Origin of the sequence: Desulfuromonas thiophila, assembly GCF_900101955.1 — a bacterium.
GTDB classification, from domain to species: Bacteria; Desulfobacterota; Desulfuromonadia; order Desulfuromonadales; family Desulfuromonadaceae; genus Pseudodesulfuromonas; species Pseudodesulfuromonas thiophila.
On sequence record NZ_FNAQ01000021.1, the window covers coordinates 1 to 19,379 of the forward strand.

Here is a 19,379-nt window from a genome sequence, read left to right on the forward strand (position 1 = left end):
CGAGGATTTCCAGCGGTTCTGGGACTATCAACGCCCCGACTTCGCGGGAAAGTTTCTCGACAACTGGGTGACCCGGGCACTTCAAACCGACTTGGAGCCGATGAAGAAAGTAGCCCGGATGCTGCGCAGCCACAAGCCGCTGATCCTCAACTGGTTCAAGGCCAAAGGGCGGCTTTCCAGCGGGGCCGTGGAGGGTATGAACCTCAAGGCGAAACTCACCATGAGAAAAGCCTTCGGTTTTAAAACCCTGAAATGCCTGCAAATCGCCTTATATCATGAACTTGGCAAGTTGCCGGAACCTGATTATCTCCACAGATTCTGCTGACGAGCCCGATTTTTTTGAACAATCTCAATTATCACAGGCAGCGTATGCCACAGGTTTAACTAAAGGGTTATTTGGTGGTGGGGTAGAGGGTAGCCCCAATGATTATGCTCAGTTGTTAATTCATGGTGGCATGTCTGAAACTCAAGCCATCGCCTTCGCCAACAAATACACCGTTATTGACCAATACACTGATCCGGTAAGTGGATTTTCGGCTACGGTGTTTCAGGATACCTCTGGTCAGCAGTGTTTGGCCATTCGTGGTACACAAACGGATTTAGGCTTCATTATGGATGGCATTACAGACGTCGGTGTCTTTCTGGGGCTTAATGGCACTCAGCAATATCAGCAACTGCAGGCGTTTTATCAATCCCTAGTCGCTTCGGGAGATGTTCAGCCTGATAGCTTAAACGTTACTGGTCATTCACTGGGTGGACTGCTGGCACAAATGTTTGCGGTAGACCATTCCGGCGATGTTGCCCAGACCATGACTTTCAATGCGCCGGGAGTGGGCGGAATTGGCGCAGAGATTCTGGATTTGGTTGGAATTATCCCGGGTAGTGTTCCTGCCGGAAATGTTATCAACGTTATTGCCGATCCGGGTTGGTCTGTGACTGCCGGGCTGGGTATGCTACTGGGCGATATAAGTCATGTATTTATTGAGGATTCCGGGTTGATTGCAGGAAATCTTCTGGTTGAGAATCACTCTATTGCCAAACTTACCGATACCCTCGCCGTATATAATCTCTTTGCTACTGCTGCGCCTGGGCTGGATAGCACAGAAGGTCTCAATACCATTACGGCCATTCTTCAAACTTCATCAAGTAAAGCCGACCACACCCTCGAATCAGCCGTCACAGCATTGGGGAAATTGTTCGTCACCGGGTTTACCCCGCGCACCGGCAAAGAATACGACACCAACCGTGACGATCTGTATATCGATATTGCAAGCATTACCACCGTATTGGATGAGCTGGGCGACACCTCCGGCCTGAGCATCGAGGTGTTGGCCACAACCGATACCGAAGGCAACGTCACCCCTTTCTCCCCCTCCGCCATCGAAACCCAAGCCCGCAACAACATCGCCTACCGCTACGCCCTGGTCAATCTCAACCCTTTTGCCGTGGTCGGCCCGGATTCCATGTACGACGACTTCAACCAAAACGGCGAACTGGATATTTTTGACCCGTCCACCGGGGAAGGGCAGTTGAGTGACATGTATCTGACCGACCGCGCCGAGATGCTGGCCAATCTGATCTATTGCAATATCCATGATACCACCGATGTCGGAGGTGATGGTTCTCCGATACTGTATACAGATATCAGAGCGGGAGCTGAGAATCTAAGTATCAGTTCAGGCGACCATCAAATCCTGCTGGATCAGGCTCGCTACACCTTTGGTTCGAATGAAAGCGATCCTCTTATTCCCGGCACTTCAAATAACGATCACCTTTTCGGCATGGGAGGCAATGATACGCTTGACGGAAAAGGCGGCGACGACTGGCTCGAAGGTGGAAAGGGCCAGGACACCCTGAACGGAGGTGCCGGTGATGATGTGTATGTATACGCCCCCGGTGATGGAAAGGATATCATCATCGATACCGAAACATCTGATTCCGGCACGAACCATATCGTCATCTGCGATTTGGACCTCAGTGATGCGGCTATTGAATCGTATTATGGCAACGCTTCCCTGTCGCTCTATACGTTCACCGATTCAACTTACGGCCTCTCTTTCGAGTGGAATCCGCTGTCCCAGACCATGCTGATTACGGGTACCGCTCTGAGTGGGACAACCACCAGTACTGACAACAGCATGACTATCAACGATATCGACAACCCGAATCAGCTGCTGGAGCGCTTTGGCATTAACCTGACCTTTTGCCTTGAAGCCGCGCTGGCTCTTGACACCACCAATCCGTTCACCCTGCAAAACTACATCGCCGATGATCTCTCCTCAACCTTGACCGAATGGGGCTCCTTAAGTTTCAGCCTCGGGGTGAACCAGGCGTTATCATCCGGTGACAAAATCGTCATTCAGGTTTCCGGGTCCATTGATAGCAGTGTGTTGGCCTTGGTGTACAAAGGACAACAGCTCGATTTCGTCAATGGTGAAATCACCATCGACATCATTGAAGGGCAGTCCCTTTTTGCTTTTGCATTACTCCAACAAGGCGAACTCGTTGCCGATGCAAGCGCTGCTATTACAGCCACACTTATTACCGTTGATGATGACGGCAATGAAATGGAATACGATATTCTCAATGCGCTGAACATTAGCGTCGAAGATAACAATTTTATTACAGGCACCGCTGCTGCGCCGGTAACAACACGCGACATTGTCGGTGATATGAGCCCGGTTGATGCGGACCCCGATCAGGAGGGCATGCAATACAGTTATGATGATCTCGGCAATGTCGTAACCGATGACAATTCCGAGACACGAGACGACATCCTTTACGACAGTTCAGCAAATGACACAATCATCAGCGGCGAAGGAAATGACACTGTCTATCTGAATCGTGGCGGAGAGGATGTCGTAGAGCTTGGTGAAGGCGACGACTGGCTGTTGGTTGAGAGTGAGCACAGCGAGAGGATTATAGCTGACGGCGGTGACGGGCGCGACTATCTTGATGGTGGCCAGAACGGGGATGTTCTGAAGGGTGGATCGGGCGCAGACTTGTTACATGGCAACAGTGGTGATGATTTGCTGTTTGGTGACCACGAGGGCGACTGCGAGAATTTCATTCTCAACGGCGCGACTGAGGAGGCCAGTGGAGTCAAAGGTGATCTAATGGATGCCGCTGATGGCAATGATCAAATCTTTACGGGTGCCGGGAATGATTTTATTGCCGCAGGTTCCGGTGATGACCTGATCGTCACCGGGGGAGGCGATGATTTTATTCGTGGCGATCAGAACATTCATTCTCCTGACTGGAAAAACTGGGGACTGACATCAAACATTACTACGGATGCAAACGGCAGCACCACATACACCTATACCTATTCCAACCTAGCCGTCGAGGATGGCTCCGGTAGCGGCAACGATACCGTCTATGCCGGAGCCGGCAACGATACTGTCTTTGGCGAGAATGGTGATGACACGATTTTTCTGGAGGCAGGCGATGATATAAGCTGGGGTGGTGCCGGAACCGACATCGTCCTTGGCGGCGCGGGCGATGACATGATCAACGGCGACAATGGTGTTGCGCAACTGCCTGAAGCCCTGCATGGGGATGATTTTCTTGATGGCGGCATAGGAAACGATAAACTTTATGGCATGGGCGGTTCGGATATTCTGTTTGGCGGTGCGGGCGATGACAACTTGTACGGAGACAGCTCGGAACAGCAAAGCGGTGGAAATGATTATCTCAATGGCGAAGAAGGCAACGATACCCTGATAGGTGCCGCCGGAAACGATACTCTGGTTGGAGGTTCTGGCAATGATTTGTTGCTCGGGCTTGAAGATAACGATGTTCTTATGGGCGGAACCGGAGATGATGAATTACAGGGTGGCGATGGGAATGATTACCTTTGGGGCGAAGAAGATACCGACATCCTGTTTGGCGGGGACGGCGAAGATGTACTCAGCGGCGGTGCTGGCAACGATGAATTGCAAGGGGGTGTCGGCAATGACCAGCTCTATGGAGACGATGGTGATGATCTCCTTTTCGGCATGGAAGATGATGACTCGCTGTATGGTGGCACCGGAGATGATCAATTAGTTGGTGGAAATGGTTGTGACCTGCTTAACGGGAATGATGGAGCAGACTCACTTTGGGGAGGAGAGGATAATGATCTCCTTTTAGGCGGTACAGGCAGCGATGAATTGCAGGGTGGAGATGGTGAAGACATCCTTAATGGCAATGAGGACGCGGATATCCTGCTTGGAGATGAAGGCAACGATCTTCTCTATGGCGGCAGTGGCAACGACCAGCTGCAGGGCGGTGTTGGGGCAGATATCCTCTATGGCGAGGAAAATGATGATATTTTGTTCGGGGAAGAGGGCAATGATCTCCTATTCGGTGGCAGCGGAGATGATCAGCTTTACGGAAACGATGGTGCCGATATTCTGATGGGTGGTGATGGGGATGATCTGTTGCTCCCCGGCAGTGGTGCAGATATCATGAATGGTGGTCAGGGTAATGACATTTACTATTACGATATGGGCAGTGGAATAAAACATTTAGAAGATGATGGCGGTTATGATCGTCTAGTTCTGCGTGGCGGCATCAATCTGAGTTCGTTACGCTTATCTCTCGGCTCCTTGATGATCAATAGTGGGACAGAAGGTGATGAACTTCATCTTGATGGGGTCGACTATAGCAACTTAGCTGAGACTTCTCCTATCGATATTGTTGAGTTTTCTAATGGCCAGGCAATGGACATGGCAGCTGTAATTGAGGCCGTCGGCATTGATCATGTAACGACGGAAGATGTTGATGCCGTAACCGGAACTTCTGTCCGTGACAACATCAATGCCTTGGCTGGCAACGATGTAATTGATGGCCGTGGTGGAAACGATGTAATTGATCTTGGCGCTGGCGATGATTATGCACATGGCGGAGATGGAAACGATTCGGCACAGGGTGGCAGCGGAATGGACACCATTTACGGCGATGCTGGCGATGACACACTGAACGGTGGCGCAGACAACGACACGCTGTTCGGCGGCGCGGGCAACGATCTGCTCGACGGCGGCAGCGGTAGCGACACCATGACCGGCGGCGATGGCGATGATACCTACTATGTGGACAGCGACACGGACACCATCACCGAAGACGCGGATGCCGGAGACGATCTCGTCGTCAGCACCATTGATTATGTGCTGGGCGATAACCTGGAAAACCTGCAACTGGCTGAAGAATTAACGGCCGTAAGCGCAACCGGCAACAGCCTCAATAACCGTTTGGAAGGCAACAGTCTGGACAATACCCTGTTGGGATTTGCCGGAGATGACGAGCTGTTTGCCGGTGCCGGTGATGACATCCTCGATGGCGGTGCGGGCGCCGATACCATGAACGGCGGCGATGGTAATGATCAGTATCTGGTCGATGACGCTGCCGATACCATCGTCGAAGGGGCAGCTACCGGAACCGATCTGGTCACGTCCACGGTCAGCTACACTCTGGCGGACAACGTCGAAAATCTGGTTTTATCCGGCACGGAAGCTGTTACCGGTATCGGTAATGACTCGGCAAACGCGATCTACGGCAATGATATGAACAATGCCTTGATTGGAGGAGGTGGGGGCGATTACCTCGTCGGCGGCGCTGGAGACGATATCTATGATGTTGATGATGCCTCTGACGTCGTGATCGAAAACGCCGATGAAGGTATCGACACGATTGAAAGCACGGTTGATTACACCCTGGCGGATCATGTTGAAAATCTTACCCTGAGCGGTGAGGAGAACCTGACCGGCACCGGCAACGACCTCGTCAACATTCTTATCGGCAATGCCGGGGACAACGCATTGTCCGGCGGCGAAGGCGATGACGAACTTTACGGCGGTGCCGGCGCGGACACCTTGACCGGCGGCAGCGGGAGCGACACCCTGTACGGTGAGGCCGGTGACGACACCTACGTGATCGATAGCATTGAGGACACCTTGGTCGAGTTGGCGGATGAGGGCAACGATACCGTTGAAAGTTCCGTCGATTACACCCTGATTGATCATATCGAAAACCTAGCATTGACAGGCAGCGCTACAACCGCCGTCGGCAATGCTCTGGATAACAGCTTGACCGGCAATGACCTAGACAACTCCCTGGATGGCGGGAGCGGCGACGACGTTTTGTCCGGTGGCGATGGCGACGATACCTATTTTACTGACGCAAGCGGAGACCAGATTATTGAAGACGGCTATGCCGGGGACGATACGGAAATCCGCAGCTATGAGTCAACGACAGACCTTGCCGACAACGTTGAAAATCTGACGTTGGCCAATGGCATTCTCACTGGAATCGGCAATGCGCTGGACAATGTGCTGACCGGCAATGACGAAGACAATACGTTGTCTGGAGGGGAAGGAAATGACTATCTGGACGGCGGCGCGGGCAGCGATGTTCTCGAAGGGGGCGCCGGCAACGACATCTATGTAATCAATGATGGCGATACCATTACCGAATACGCCGATAAAGGAACAGACACGGTTGAAACCGCCGGAGATATCATTCTGGGAGCCAATCTGGAAAATGTTGTCCTGACCGGAGATGCAGTCGTTAACGCAACGGGTAACGAACTGAACAACCTATTGATCGGCAACAGTGCCGCCAATATCCTGGATGGCGGTTCAGGCGGAGATGAGCTGATCGGCGGCGACGGCGATGACATTTACTACACAGATTCCGAGAGCGATGTCATTACCGAGTCGGCGGACCAGGGGACGGACACGGAAATCCGTAGTCACGAATCCCTTTATCTTCTCAGTGCCAACGTTGAAAACCTCATCCTTACTGGCGCAGTCTATCGCGGCAATGGCAATGAACTCGACAACGTCATTAATGGCAATGACAGCGACAATAACCTGTGGGGGCGCGAAGGTCACGACACCCTGTGCGGTAATGGCGGTGATGACCAATTGATTGGCGCGGATGGAAATGATGTGCTTTACGGCGGTACCGGCAGTGACTTGATGAGCGGCGGTGCGGGTGATGATACCTTGGTTGGTGGCGATGGCGCGGATCAGCTGGATGGCGGTGGCGGAACAAACACTCTACGAGGCGGTCTCGGTGACGACATTTACGTCTATGGCGCTGATGGTGGGGTGAGCACGATCGACAACAGTGACGGCGGCATCGATTGGCTACTTTTTACCGACGACATCACCAGTGACCGTCTTGCCCACCTGCGTGACGGCGACAATCTGATCGTCCGGGTGGATGACGATGCCGCCACCCAAGTTGTTGTGAGCAATTGGTTTTTAGGCGAGGAGTATCAGCTCAGCTACATCCAACCGGCCAATGCCAGCGGCATCAGCGCCTGGACTATCAACCGCATGTTTCCACCGGAAAATCCCGAAGCGGATGGCATCACAACGCCGGATAGCAACTCCTTCGACATGCTGTGGTATGGCACCTCCTCTGGAGAGCAATTGATCGGCACGGACGGGGCCGATCTGATCCGTACCTACCAGGGAGAAGACAGCCTGTTTGGCCTGGACGGCGATGACTGGTTGCTGGGCGGTTCGGATACCGACTATCTCGACGGTGGCGCAGGCAATGACCTGCTCTTTGGTGGTGATAGCAACGACCAGCTGGGCGGCGGCAGTGGCGATGACACCCTGATCGGCGGTGCCGGGGATGACATTTACGTCTACGGTGCAGGGAGTGGTGCCGATAGCATCGACAACAGCGGCGGCGGTACCGACTGGCTGATTTTTACCGACGGGATCACCAGCGCTCGCCTGACCTATCTGCAGGATGGTGACGATCTGATCGTCCAAGTGGATAACGATGAAACCACCCAAGTAACGATCAGTAATTGGTTTTTGGACAGTAGCTACAAGGTCGACTACATTCAGCCGGATGGGGAGTACGGCATTTCGGCGACGCAGATCGAGACGCTGCTTGCCGCCGGTTCCTCGGATTTTGATACGGTTATCGACGGAACGGACTCCGCCGAACAATTGGTGGGCACTTCCGGTAGCGATCAACTCAACGCCTATGCCGGGGATGACCAATTGTTCGGATTAGCCGGTGTTGATGAACTCAATGGCGGTGACGGAGCAGATTACCTCGATGGCGGCGATGGCGATGATATTCAGTCGGGCGGAGCCGGCGATGATCAGCTCGGCGGCGATGCCGGTAACGATACGCTGATTGGTGGGACTGGCGATGATATTTATGTCTATGCCTCTAGCAGTGGCGCCGATACCATCGATAACAGTGACGGTGGAACCGACTGGCTGATTTTTACCGACATTACCGGTGATCGCCTGAGTTACCTGCAGGATGGCGATGATTTGATCATACGTGTTGATGCCGATGCCGCCACTCAGGTGACGATCACAAACTGGTTTGTCGGTTCGGACTATCAGCTGGCATACGTTCAGCCTTACGGAGAGAGCGCGATCAGCGCGGCAACGATCACTGCCCTGTTTGACGCCGGCGAAGAGGAAGGGGGCAGCGAAATTCCGGCCGCAAGTGCGTTTGACAGCGTCACCACCGGCACGGACAGCGCCGAACAATTGGTTGGGACCAGTGGCATGAACCTGTTACAGGGCCTTGCCGGTGATGATCAACTTTTTGGCCTGTCCGGTGATGACTGGCTGGTTGCCGGTGACGGCTCTGATTATCTTGATGGCGGTGCCGGAAACGATGTTCAGCTCGGCGGGGCGGGCTCTGACCAGCTCGGTGGTGATGCCGGTAATGACCTCCTGATCGGTGGCGCTGATGATGACATCTATGTGTATCGCGCGGGCAGTGGTGCCGACACCATTGACAACAGCGGCGGTGGCACCGATTGGCTGATCTTCACCGATGATATTACCGCAAACCGACTCGGCTATCACCGCTCGGGAGATGATCTGCTGGTGAAGATCGATGGCGATGAAACAACCATGGTGACCGTGAAGCATTGGTTTGACGGCGGTGACTATAAACTCTCCTATATTCAACCATCAGGCAGCTACGGTATCTCTGCCACGACCATCGAAAGCCTGTTGTCCACCACGCCGGGCAGTGGTTTTGACACGCTGGTTACGGGGACGGATAGTGCCGATACCCTGAGCGGCGCTTCCACCGCCGATCAGTTGCGCGGCTATGACGGTGATGACCAGCTCTCCGGGCTGGATGGTGACGATGAACTCAGTGGCGATGACGGCAACGACCTCCTTTACGGCGGAGCCGGTAACGATACCTATCTGTTCAATTTAGGGGACGGCAGCGACAGCCTGTATGATGCATCCGGCACGGATTCCATCCTGTTCGGCGATGAAGTCACGGCAGACGGCTTCGCCCTTTTCATGAATGGCGATACTTTGCGGATTGGTTATGGTACGGATGATGTCATCACCCTTGCAGATTACAGTGACTCCTCAACCGGCAATCGCATCGAAGCCCTGACTCTGGCGGATGGGAGTTATCTCAGCGATAGCGACATCACTCAAATTATTCAGGATATAAGCGCTTATGCCACTGCTGAAGGAATTGCAATGACCTGTCTGGATGATGTACGGCAGAACGATGAATTAATGACAATTATTTCGAGCGCTTGGGATGTTTTTGCGTAGATTTATCATGTAGTAAAAATGAGGTTGTCGACTACTCCTCGCCACAATTTTTGACGCAAAAAAAACCTGAGCACTCCTGTCGCTTGCGTGAAAGAACATTCCAACCTTGCCCCTTTTAAGGCAACAATCAAGTCATTATAAAAAAGCGGCCGCGCCCATCGCCAGCGCCTCAACAAAAGCCGACACAGGACGGACCTGACACAGAACGGGGCAGTTGCCTTAAGGCAACTGCCCCGTTCTGTCACATCAAGGTTTCAACCAGCCAACCCTCAAGCGCGTTCGGTCACCTCGATCAGATGATAGCCGAACTGGGTCTTGACCGGCCCGAGCACCGCCCCCACCTCACCGCTGAACACGGCTTCGTCGAAGGGCTTGACCATCTGACCCGGTGAAAAGCGCCCCAGATCGCCCCCCTTGCGGCCCGACGGGCACTTGGAATACTTCTTGGCGCAGGCGGCGAAATCGAGCGCCCCGCTTTCGATCTGACCCTTGAGTTCCAGACACTGTTCCTCTGTTGCCACCAGAATATGGCGGGCACAGGCTGTCGCCATGTTCAACCTCCCGAATGATTGGTCGCGGTCCTGTCAGCAGAGGCCGCGGCCGGGTTATTTCTTGCGATCAATATCGCCGACGCACTGTTGTACCAGACGCTGCACCAGGCTGTCGAGGGTGACCATCTGGCCTTCGCTGCCAGACACGCCGAGGAAGGAGGTGCCCTTCTTGCCGATTTCCATCTTCTGCTCATGATAGCCGGTCGTCACCTGCTCAGTGGTCGAGGCGTCAACAATCTTGTAGCGCATGCCGACAATCCAGACCCCGGCACTGTCGCCCAACTTGGTCGAGGACAGGGCGACATCACCGACATAGCCGCTGCGACCACCAACCAGGGCACCGAAAATGTTACCGGCCACGTTGCCATCAAGACCCGATTTGGCCTCGGCGACCTTTTCAGCCTTGAGCACATCAAAGGTGACAAACCACTTGGTCGATTTGAACTTGCCGCGTTTGAATTTCTGCAGTGCCGTCGGATCGCCCATGTTGACCGCCAGGCTCACCTCATCCAGCAGCGGCCCCAGATCCGAGCGTTCCAGCACGCCGAAGTTGGCGTTGGACAACTCCAGTTCACCAAAATCGGCGATATTGTTACTGGTCACCTTCTCCCGGAAGGTGGCGTTCATGCTCTTGATCTGGCCCGGCAGCACAATGACGGTCGGCCCCTTCCGGCCACTGTTGCTGTATTGTACCGGCTGATACATGGCCTGATCGGCAATCTGATTGGCATGCTGCGAGGACTGCATGGCCGGCACACAGCCGACCAGCAGCGCCAGCAGGCCCAGCAGCAACATCCCGATTTTCGATGGTTTCATGCGTTCGTTCCTCCTTGAAGGGTTGGTGAAAGAATCCCGCGAATGGGTCATTCCGTCAGCTTCTAACCGACTTAAAAATCGCGCACCTGCGCCTGGGCCGCCGGCAACGCCAACGTTGCCTGGGGTTGCACGGCTTGCAGCCGTTCGCGGGTGGACTCATCCTTGATCAGCGCCTGCAGCCGTTCGGGCGCAGCGGCATAGAGGGCCGCCGGCAACTGCTGATCGAGGGTCTGGTGCACAGCGCTGGCCGGTTCCGGCGAGATAAAGGCCACGGTGACGGTTTCGCCGCGCGCCGCGCGCAGGGAAAATACCGGTTGGCCAAATTTACGGTTGAGGGGTTCGAGCAGCTGGGTCTGGATGGCCTCAACAAAGTTCTGCCGGCTGCCACCGAAATCAATCTCAAACAGCGAGGTACCCTCGGCGTTGAACTCACGCAGATCCACATTCAGCACCGAACGCAGGCCGATGAATTCGCGCTTGAGCTGGGTAGCGCTGTCGTAATCGGGCAGACCGGTCAGCTGCAGAAAAAACAGCTTGGACGGCTGCATCAGATGATCGGTAAAAAAATCGCGGCTGAATTCCTCGCCGATCATGCGACCGATTTCTTCCAGCGCCTGTTCCTCATCGTTCCAGCTGCGCCCCTTGGGCACCTTGTTGTTGAAATAGATCTCCTCGCCACTCTGCAGGTTGAGACACTTGACCGACCAGCTGGTGAGCGCGTGTTTGGTCACGGTCAGGCCCGAAGCCGGCAGGCGGGCGCTGAGGGCTTTGAAACGGGCCTCGCCCTCAACGGCGAAATCGGCCGACTGCACCCCGCTCTCGCCGGCGGCCCAGACGCGATAACCGAAGGCACCGAAATGCTCCTTGAGAACATTTTCCGCCACAAAGGAGCGTTCGGCGTTGGCGTCGCCACCACGTTCGGTGTCGCGCACCACCACCTGCACCTCAATACGCGGATTGCCCTGCTGACGAATCAGCTCACGCCGCTCGTGGCGCCCCAGCTCCTCCAGCGCCGTGCGCACATCAGCCAGATAAACCTCGGCCTTGATAAGCAGGTGCATGAAACCATCGTCGCCCACAAAGGGCTCCGATTCCTTGAGAATCTGCTTGATCAGGCCCTGGGATTTTGTCAGCACCCGATCCTGCACCAGGGCGTAGTTCTCCACCAGGGTACTGCTGTCGACCAGCACGCCGACAGCCTTTTCAACGGCCTGCCGGCGGGCATCGGCCCGCAGATCATCGATCAGCAGACCCCGGTCTTTCTGGTAGATGGCCGCCTGCGGATCGGCGAGGCCCTCGGCCGAAACCACCAGCGTCTGGACGCTACCGGCTGTTGCCAGCGTGGTCAGTGGCAGCAGCGCCAGCAGCAAAAACAAACAGAAAACAACTCGCATGGAGAGCCTCCGATGAGAAAAGCAATCCGCCTCAGCGGGCCTGCTGACAGAAATCACGGTACAGCCGGGCAATGGCATAGTCGGCCTGGCGCTGCGTCAGTGCCAGCAGGGTCGCCTCAACCTGGGCATCGGAAAAAGCGGTTTCGGCCACCTGAACCGACGAGAGCGCACGGCCGCCAGCATCGCTGAGATAGAAGGTCAGCAGCACACTGACCTCATCAATCCCGACCACCGGATTGCGGCGGGTCTGGGTCTTCAGCTGGGCCCGCAGGACAAAACGGGCGCTGAACTTGCGGGCCGCCGCCAAGGCAGCATCGGCGTCGTTATTCATGAAGGCCTGCACCTCGGCATCGGCGATGCGCTGGCGGATCTGCTCCGGGCTGAAGGTTTTCAGGCCCAGCCGGCGCAGGCGGCTGTTGATGTGCTCATAGAGGGCTTCATCCTGCGGCGATGAGCGCAGATAAAGCGCATCGCCCTGCTGCTGGGTAAACAGAAACGCCGTGGTGGCACCCTTGAGGCGGGCAGCGCAGGGCGTGGCCAGAAGCGCGGCAATCTCATCCGCGCGTTGGCGCTGCTGTTCCTGTTCCGCTTCCTGCTCGGACTGTTCGTAGGCGCTGAAGGAAAAAGCCAACCCCGGCGCCGGCAACACCAGCACCAGCAGCACCGCTAAAAGAGAAAAATCCATCAAACAAACAGAACGTGCCATAGGGTCACCGATCCCCTTTCGCCAGCCGCGGCATCAGGCCCGGTCAGCGGTTGTCGCCATCCAGCAGATTACCCAGACCGCCCAGAATAGAGCCCTCGCCCTTGCTGCCGCCACGCTGGGGCGCCGCCTGCAGCATCCGGCCCGCCAACCGCGAGAATGGCAGCGACTGCAGCCAGATCTTGCCGGGGCCACGCAGCCGCGCGAAAAACAGGCCCTCGCCGCCAAGCAGCGCGGTCTTGATATTGCCGGCCTGCTGAATATCAAAGCCCACCTGGGGCTCATAGGCCACCATGCAGCCCGTATCCACATGCAGCTCCTCGCCCGCCTGCAGCTGACGTTCGACAATGGTACCCCCGGCATGCAGAAACACCATGCCATCACCTTCAAGCTTCTGCATGATGAAGCCCTCGCCGCCGAACAGCCCGGTAAGAATCTTGCGCTGCAGATGAATGCCAACAGACACGCCTCGGGCGGCACAGAGGAAGGCGTCCTTCTGGCAGATCAGCGTGCCACCCTGGCTTTTGAGCGACAGGGGAATAATGTTGCCGGGATAGGGCGCGCCGAAGGCTACCTTGGCCTTGCCACTGCCCTGATGGGTAAAAACGGTCATGAACAGGCTTTCGCCGGTCAGAACGCGCTTGCCGGCACCGATCAACTTGCCCATCAGGCCACCCGTTTCCTGGCGTGAACCGTCGCCAAAGATGGCTTCCATCTCTACCACGCTGTCTTTGTACATCATGGCACCAGCCTCGGCGATAACACTTTCGGCCGGATCGAGCTCAATCTCAACAAACTGCATCTCACTGCCGAAGATGGTGAAATCGATTTCATCGCACCGCGTCGGCGCCGCGCCACCAGGTGGCAGTGGCGGCGGAGCCAGTACCGTCGTCGATTGGGCCAACTCGGCGATCTGGCTGGCCGGCAACCAGTCGGAAAAACCCTCGCGCCAGGCAAAGGCCTGGGGCTGCTGGCGCACCTGTTCCTGGGCATCAGCCAGGGTCAGCGGACCGATCTGTTGACCATCCATCGTCAAAAACCATTGAGACATTGAACCACTCCTTTTCGCCGCCGTTATCAGAAATCAGCGGGCCCATGCGGCCCGGCCCGCCCCCGAACCCCTTGCCCGGAGGTGTGCGGAGGATTTTAACCGCTGCTCACCATTGTGCAAGTCTTACGATTCTGTCAGACGTTTTTTTTCACCGTGCGATGGCTGGCAACCGCCGTCAAGGGATCATCGGGCCAGGGATGCTTGGGATAGCGGCCCTTGAGCTCCTTTCTGACCTCGGCATAGGTCGTGGCCCAGAAATTGGCCAGGTCCCTGGTGGTCTGCATGGGACGGCGGGCCGGCGACAGCAGCTGGATCAGCAGTGCCACCCGGCCGCCGCCAATAACAGGCGTCTGCTGCCAGCCGAACAGCTCCTGCAGCTTGACCGCCAACAGCGGCTGCTGCGGATCGCTGTAATCAATGGCAATACGGGAACCGCTCGGCACGCTCAGGCGCTCCGGCGCCAGCGTATCGAGCAGCTGAAGCTGGGGCCAGGTCAGCAGGCTGGCCAGGGGCTCGGCCAGATCAAGCTTGAGCACCTGTTCGAGACGGCTCATGCCGCCCAGCCAGGGCGCCAGCCACTGTTCCAGCCGATCCAGCAAAGCGCGTTCGTCGACCTGCGGCCAATCAGCGACCAGTCGATACTGCTGGACAAAGCGCATCCGTTGCCACAGCCGCTCAGCCTCCTGCGACCAGCCCAGCCGCTCCAGCCCGCCAAGACGAATCCGCTGCAACACAAGGGCCAAGGCCGCTTCGCCATCGAGGGGCAGGGGCCGTTCGGTCAGGAGCAGCGCGCCCCAGCGCTGCACCTCGCGGGTCAGCACCCGCTGCCCCGCCTCATCCCAGACGGTTTCCCTGTGCCAGGGCAGCGGCTGAGGCCAGACCGACTCCAGCCGGCCCTCCGCCAGCGCGCAGGCGCTATGAATCAGGGCCTCACCAGCAGAGGAAAATTCCACGTCCACCGCCACCAGCCAGCGCTGCCGCCGCAGCCGACAGCGCGGTGACAGTCGTGCGCCACGGCCGTTGCTGAGCAGGAACTGTTCCGGGCTGTGGTCCCGCTGGCGGGCCAGCCGATCGGGGTAGGCCGCCAGCAGCAACCGCGCCATCACGTCAGGATGGTTGCTGGGAGCCGTGGTTGGGCAACAACCCAGCCGCCGGCACAGTTGGCGATAAGTCTGCTCGGCCGGTTGGAAGCCGGGCGAGGACAGGGTTCTGCGGTGTGGCTGCCAGGACTCCAGCTGATCGAACAGGTCGCCGTCACGGGCCGCCGCCCCCGAGCGGAATCCTTGCGGCGATTCCAGCAGTACGGCCAGCTGACAGGCCAGCACCTGCTCGGCTTCGCCCTGCGCCGCCACCAGCATGCGCGCCAGACGCGGATGCAACGACAACCGGCACATGGCCCGGCCAACCGCAGTCAGGCGACGCTGGCCATCAATGGCGTCAAGCTGTTGCAGCAGGCGAAAGGCGGCTTCGAGGTGAGCCCTGGGTGGCGCATCCAGCCACTGCAGCGCATCGGCCCCGCTCACTCCCCAGGCAATCAGCTCCAGGGCCAAAGCGGTCAGGTCGCTGCGCACAATCTCCGCTGGCACATAATCGCTCATGGCCGCTTCGCTCTGGGGTGACCACAGTCGATAACAGGCACCGGGCGCCGTGCGCCCGGCCCGACCCGTGCGCTGACGGGCACTGGCCAGGGAGATGCGCCGCGTTACCAGCCGGTTCATGCCGGTACGCGACTCAAAGGTCAGCAGCCGCTCCAGCCCGCTGTCGATCACCTGCCGCACCCCTTCAATGGTGAGACTGGTTTCGGCAATGTTGGTGGCCAGCACCACCTTGCGGCGGGCGGCCGGCTGCAGGGCCTGCTGTTGCTGCTCAAACGGCAGGGCACCATACAGGGACATCAGCACAACATCATCAGACAGCCGGCCGGCGAGAGCCTGCTGACAGCGCTGGATTTCGCGCGCACCGGGCAGAAACACCAGCACATCACCCGGCTGCCGTGCCACGGCCAGCTGCACCGCCCGGCTCACCTGCAGCTCCAGCGCGGCAGAATCATCGCCCAGGTGGGTCACCGTTACCGGATGGCTGCGGCCACCGCAAACCACCAGTGGACAGCCACCGAAAAAATCAGCCAGAGCGGCACCATCAAGCGTGGCCGACATCACCAGCACCTTCAGATCGGGCCGCAGCGCGGCCCGCACATCGCCCACCAGTGCCAGACCGAGATCGGCTTGCAATGCCCGCTCGTGAAACTCATCGAAAATCAGCAGTCCGACGCCATCCAGCGCCGGATCGTTCTGCAGCCGCCGGGTCAGAATCCCTTCGGTCACCACCTCAAGGCGCGTCTGGTCGCTGACCGCGCGCTGGTGGCGGATGGTATAGCCCACCGTCTGGCCCGGCTCTTCGCCCAGCTGGCGACTCAGATAACGCGCCGCATGCACCGCCGCCAGCCGGCGCGGCTCGAGCATGACCATCCGCCGGCCCTGCAGCCATTCGGCCTCCAGCAGCGCCAGCGGTACCCGGGTGGTTTTGCCCGCGCCCGGTTCGGCCTGCAGAATCACCGTGTCGCAGCGGGCTAGCTGGGCAAGAAGTTGCGGCAGTATCGCGTCTATGGGCAGCGGCATGAATCTCCTGCCAGCAGGGGTTGAATCCTCTGAGGACAAAAAAGGCCGCCTCGGAAGAAGCGGCCTTTTTTGATGTTCAGCTCAGAACAGCATCAGATGTCGCAACGCTTGTAGACAGCGTCGAACTCACCCAGTTCATCGAACTGCAGATAGCTGTAGACCTCATCCTTGCAAGGCGTGATCTTCTCCTTGTAAACGGCCAGGTACTCCGCCGGGGTCGGCAGGGCACCCTTGAGGGCCGTCACCGCGCCCAGCTCGGCGCTGCCGAGGAACACCTTGGCGCCGTTGCCGATACGGTCATCGAAGTTACGGGTCGAGGTGGAGAACATGTTCACGCCATCGGGCACGCGGGCCTGGTTGCCCATGCACAGCGAGCAGCCCGGTGTTTCGATGCGGGCACCAACCTGATTGAAGATGGCGAAATAGGCTTCGTCCTTCAGCTTGGCCTGATCCATACGGGTCGGCGGGCAGATCCAGATACGGTCGTTGGGGTTGAACTTGTTGCCGGCCCAGATCTTGGCAGCGGCACGGAAGTGACCGATGTTGGTCATGCAGGAACCCAGGAAGATGTCCTGAATCGGAGTACCCTGCACCTCGGACAGCAGCTTGACATCGTCCGGATCGTTGGGGCAGGCCAGGATCGGCTCGGTGATCTCGGCCAGGTCGATCTCGATGACAGCGGCGTACTCGGCGTTGCTGTCAGCCTTGAGCAGCTGGGGATTCTTGAGCCATTCCTTGACGGCGTCAATCCGCTTCTGCAGCGTCGGCGCATACTGGTAACCGTCGCGGATCATGCTCTCCATCAGGGCAATATTGGAGCGCAGGTAGGCGCAGACCGACTCTTCCGACAGCTGGATGCAGCCGGCGGCAGCGCTGCGCTCGGCAGCGGCGTCGGTCAGTTCGAAGGCCTGCTCGACCGACAGATTGGGCAGACCTTCCATCTCCAGGATGCGGCCGTTGAAGATGTTGACCTTGTTTTTCTTCGGCACGGTCAGCAGGCCCTGCTTGATGGCATAGTACGGAATGGCGTTGACGGCATCGCGCAGGGTGATGCCCTCGTTGAACTCACCCTTGAAGCGCACCAGCACCGATTCCGGCATGTCCAGCGGCATGAAGCCGAGGGCGGCGGCAAAGGCGATCAGACCCGAACCGGCCGGGAAGCTGATGCCGATGGGGAAACGGGTATGCGAGTCGCCACCGGTGCCGACGGTGTCCGGCAGCAGCAGGCGGTTGAGCCAGCTGTGAATGACGCCGTCACCGGGGCGCAGAGCCACGCCCTCGCGGTCAGCGATGAACTGCGGCAGCGTCTTGTGCATCTTGACGTCGGCCGGCTTGGGGTAGGCAGCGGTGTGACAGAACGACTGCATCACCATCGGCGCCTGGAACTTCAGGCAGGCCAATTCGGTGATTTCGTCGGCGGTCATCGGACCGGTGGTGTCCTGCGAACCAACCGTGGTCATCAGGGGCTCACAGGCGGTGCCAGGCAGGATGCCGGCGGTGCCGCAGGCCTTGCCGACCATCTTCTGGGCCAGCGAATAGCCCTGACCGGGTTTGGCCTGGGGATTGTTGGCCTGAATGAACATGGTCGGTGCCGGCAGACCCAGGGCCTTGCAGGCGCGCTCGGTCAGCTTGCGACCGATGATCAGCGGGGTGCGGCCACCAGCGCGGAACTCGTCGCGCACGGTGTTGGGCGCGATCTCAAAGCTGGCCAGTTCCTTGCCGTCGGCGGCGGTCACCTTGCCGGCCTTGGTGTTGATGGTGATGACATCGCCATGGTTGAGATTCGATACATCCATGCGCAGGGGCAGAGCGCCGGAATCCTGGGCGGTATTGAAGAAGATCGGCGCGATCACGCCGCCGATGATAACGCCGGCGCGGCGCTTGTTGGGCACCGCCGGAATGTCTTCACCAATGTGCCACAGCACCGAGTTGCAGGCCGACTTGCGTGACGAACCGGTACCCACCACGTCACCGACGAAGGCCACCTGATGACCGGCAGCGCGCCACTGGGCGATCTCGGCGTTGCCGGCGGGGAAGCGGGTCTTGCCCATGGCCAGCGCATGCAGGGGAATGTCGGGGCGGCTCCAGGCATCACCGGCGGGCGAGAAGTCGTCGGTGTTGATCTCGCCATCAACCTTGAACACCTTGACGGTGATGGTCTCGGCCAGTTCCGGCTTGGCAGTGAACCACTCGGCGGCGGCCCAGGAGTCAACCACCTTCTTGGCGGCGGCATTGCCGGCCTGCGCCAGGGCAAAGACGTCATCGAAGGCATCATAGATCAGCACCATGCCGGACAGGGCACAGGCCGCTTCGTCAGCCAGATCGGCGATCTGCAGAGCCGCCACCAGCGGCTTGATATTGTAGCCACCCATCATGGTGCCGAGAATCCGCACCGCCTCGACCTTGCTCACCAGCGGCGAGGAAACCGCGCCAGTAATAATCTTGTTGAGAAAATCAGCCTTGACCTCCGCCGCGGGATCGACACCCGGGGAGATACGCTCCTTGAGCAGGTTGAGCAGGAAGGCTTCCTTGCCTGCCGGCGGATTGACCAGCAGTTCACACAGGGACTTGGCTTGCCCGGCGTTGAGAGGCAGCGCCGGAATCCCCTGGGCGTTTCTCTCGGCTTCATGTTGCAGGTACGCTTCGATCATGTGCTTGATCCTCCTTAACAGGGTTGCGGTCCCAGCGG

9 protein-coding genes are annotated in these 19,379 nt (G+C 58.0%); 2 read left to right on the forward strand and 7 right to left on the reverse strand.

Annotation, left to right across the window (positions count from 1 at the left end; translation table 11 throughout):
* Positions 1-325: transposase (locus BLR80_RS11590; protein WP_143012067.1), on the forward strand; the 325-nt coding region annotated here is incomplete at its 5' end.
* Positions 276-9,557 (forward strand): hypothetical protein, encoded by a 9,282-nt coding sequence (locus tag BLR80_RS11595; RefSeq protein ID WP_143012158.1) that lies wholly within the window; start codon positions 276-278, stop codon positions 9,555-9,557. The genes BLR80_RS11590 and BLR80_RS11595, both read left to right, overlap by 50 nt.
* Before the next feature lie 269 nt (positions 9,558-9,826).
* Here BLR80_RS11595 and BLR80_RS11600 read toward each other — a convergent pair whose 3' ends face one another.
* The 7 genes from BLR80_RS11600 to BLR80_RS11630 form a co-directional block, all read right to left on the reverse strand.
* Entirely contained in the window at positions 9,827-10,108 is a 282-nt protein-coding gene (locus BLR80_RS11600) for a peptidylprolyl isomerase (protein WP_092080363.1), read from the reverse strand.
* Positions 10,109-10,162: 54 nt separating this feature from the next.
* Complete coding sequence (locus BLR80_RS11605; RefSeq protein WP_092080366.1) at positions 10,163-10,924, reverse strand: hypothetical protein; 762 nt, start codon at positions 10,922-10,924, stop codon at positions 10,163-10,165.
* A 71-nt stretch (positions 10,925-10,995) separates the two neighbouring features.
* Positions 10,996-12,318: a hypothetical protein gene (locus BLR80_RS11610; RefSeq protein WP_092080369.1), complete on the reverse strand. Its 1,323-nt coding sequence runs from the start codon at positions 12,316-12,318 to the stop codon at positions 10,996-10,998.
* A gap of 31 nt (positions 12,319-12,349) precedes the next feature.
* Entirely contained in the window at positions 12,350-13,024 is a 675-nt protein-coding gene (locus tag BLR80_RS11615) for a hypothetical protein (RefSeq protein WP_143012159.1), read from the reverse strand.
* A 43-nt stretch (positions 13,025-13,067) separates the two neighbouring features.
* Positions 13,068-14,072, reverse strand: a complete 1,005-nt coding sequence (locus BLR80_RS11620) for a TIGR00266 family protein (RefSeq protein WP_092080375.1) — start codon at positions 14,070-14,072, stop codon at positions 13,068-13,070.
* A 134-nt stretch (positions 14,073-14,206) separates the two neighbouring features.
* The gene (hrpB, locus tag BLR80_RS11625) at positions 14,207-16,690 is read right to left on the reverse strand and encodes an ATP-dependent helicase HrpB (RefSeq protein ID WP_092080378.1); all 2,484 of its coding nucleotides are present in this window, start codon (positions 16,688-16,690) and stop codon (positions 14,207-14,209) included.
* 92 nt (positions 16,691-16,782) lie between these two features.
* Positions 16,783-19,341, reverse strand: coding sequence for a bifunctional aconitate hydratase 2/2-methylisocitrate dehydratase (locus BLR80_RS11630; RefSeq protein WP_092080381.1), 2,559 nt, complete (start codon positions 19,339-19,341; stop codon positions 16,783-16,785).
* Positions 19,342-19,379 lie beyond the last annotated feature (38 nt).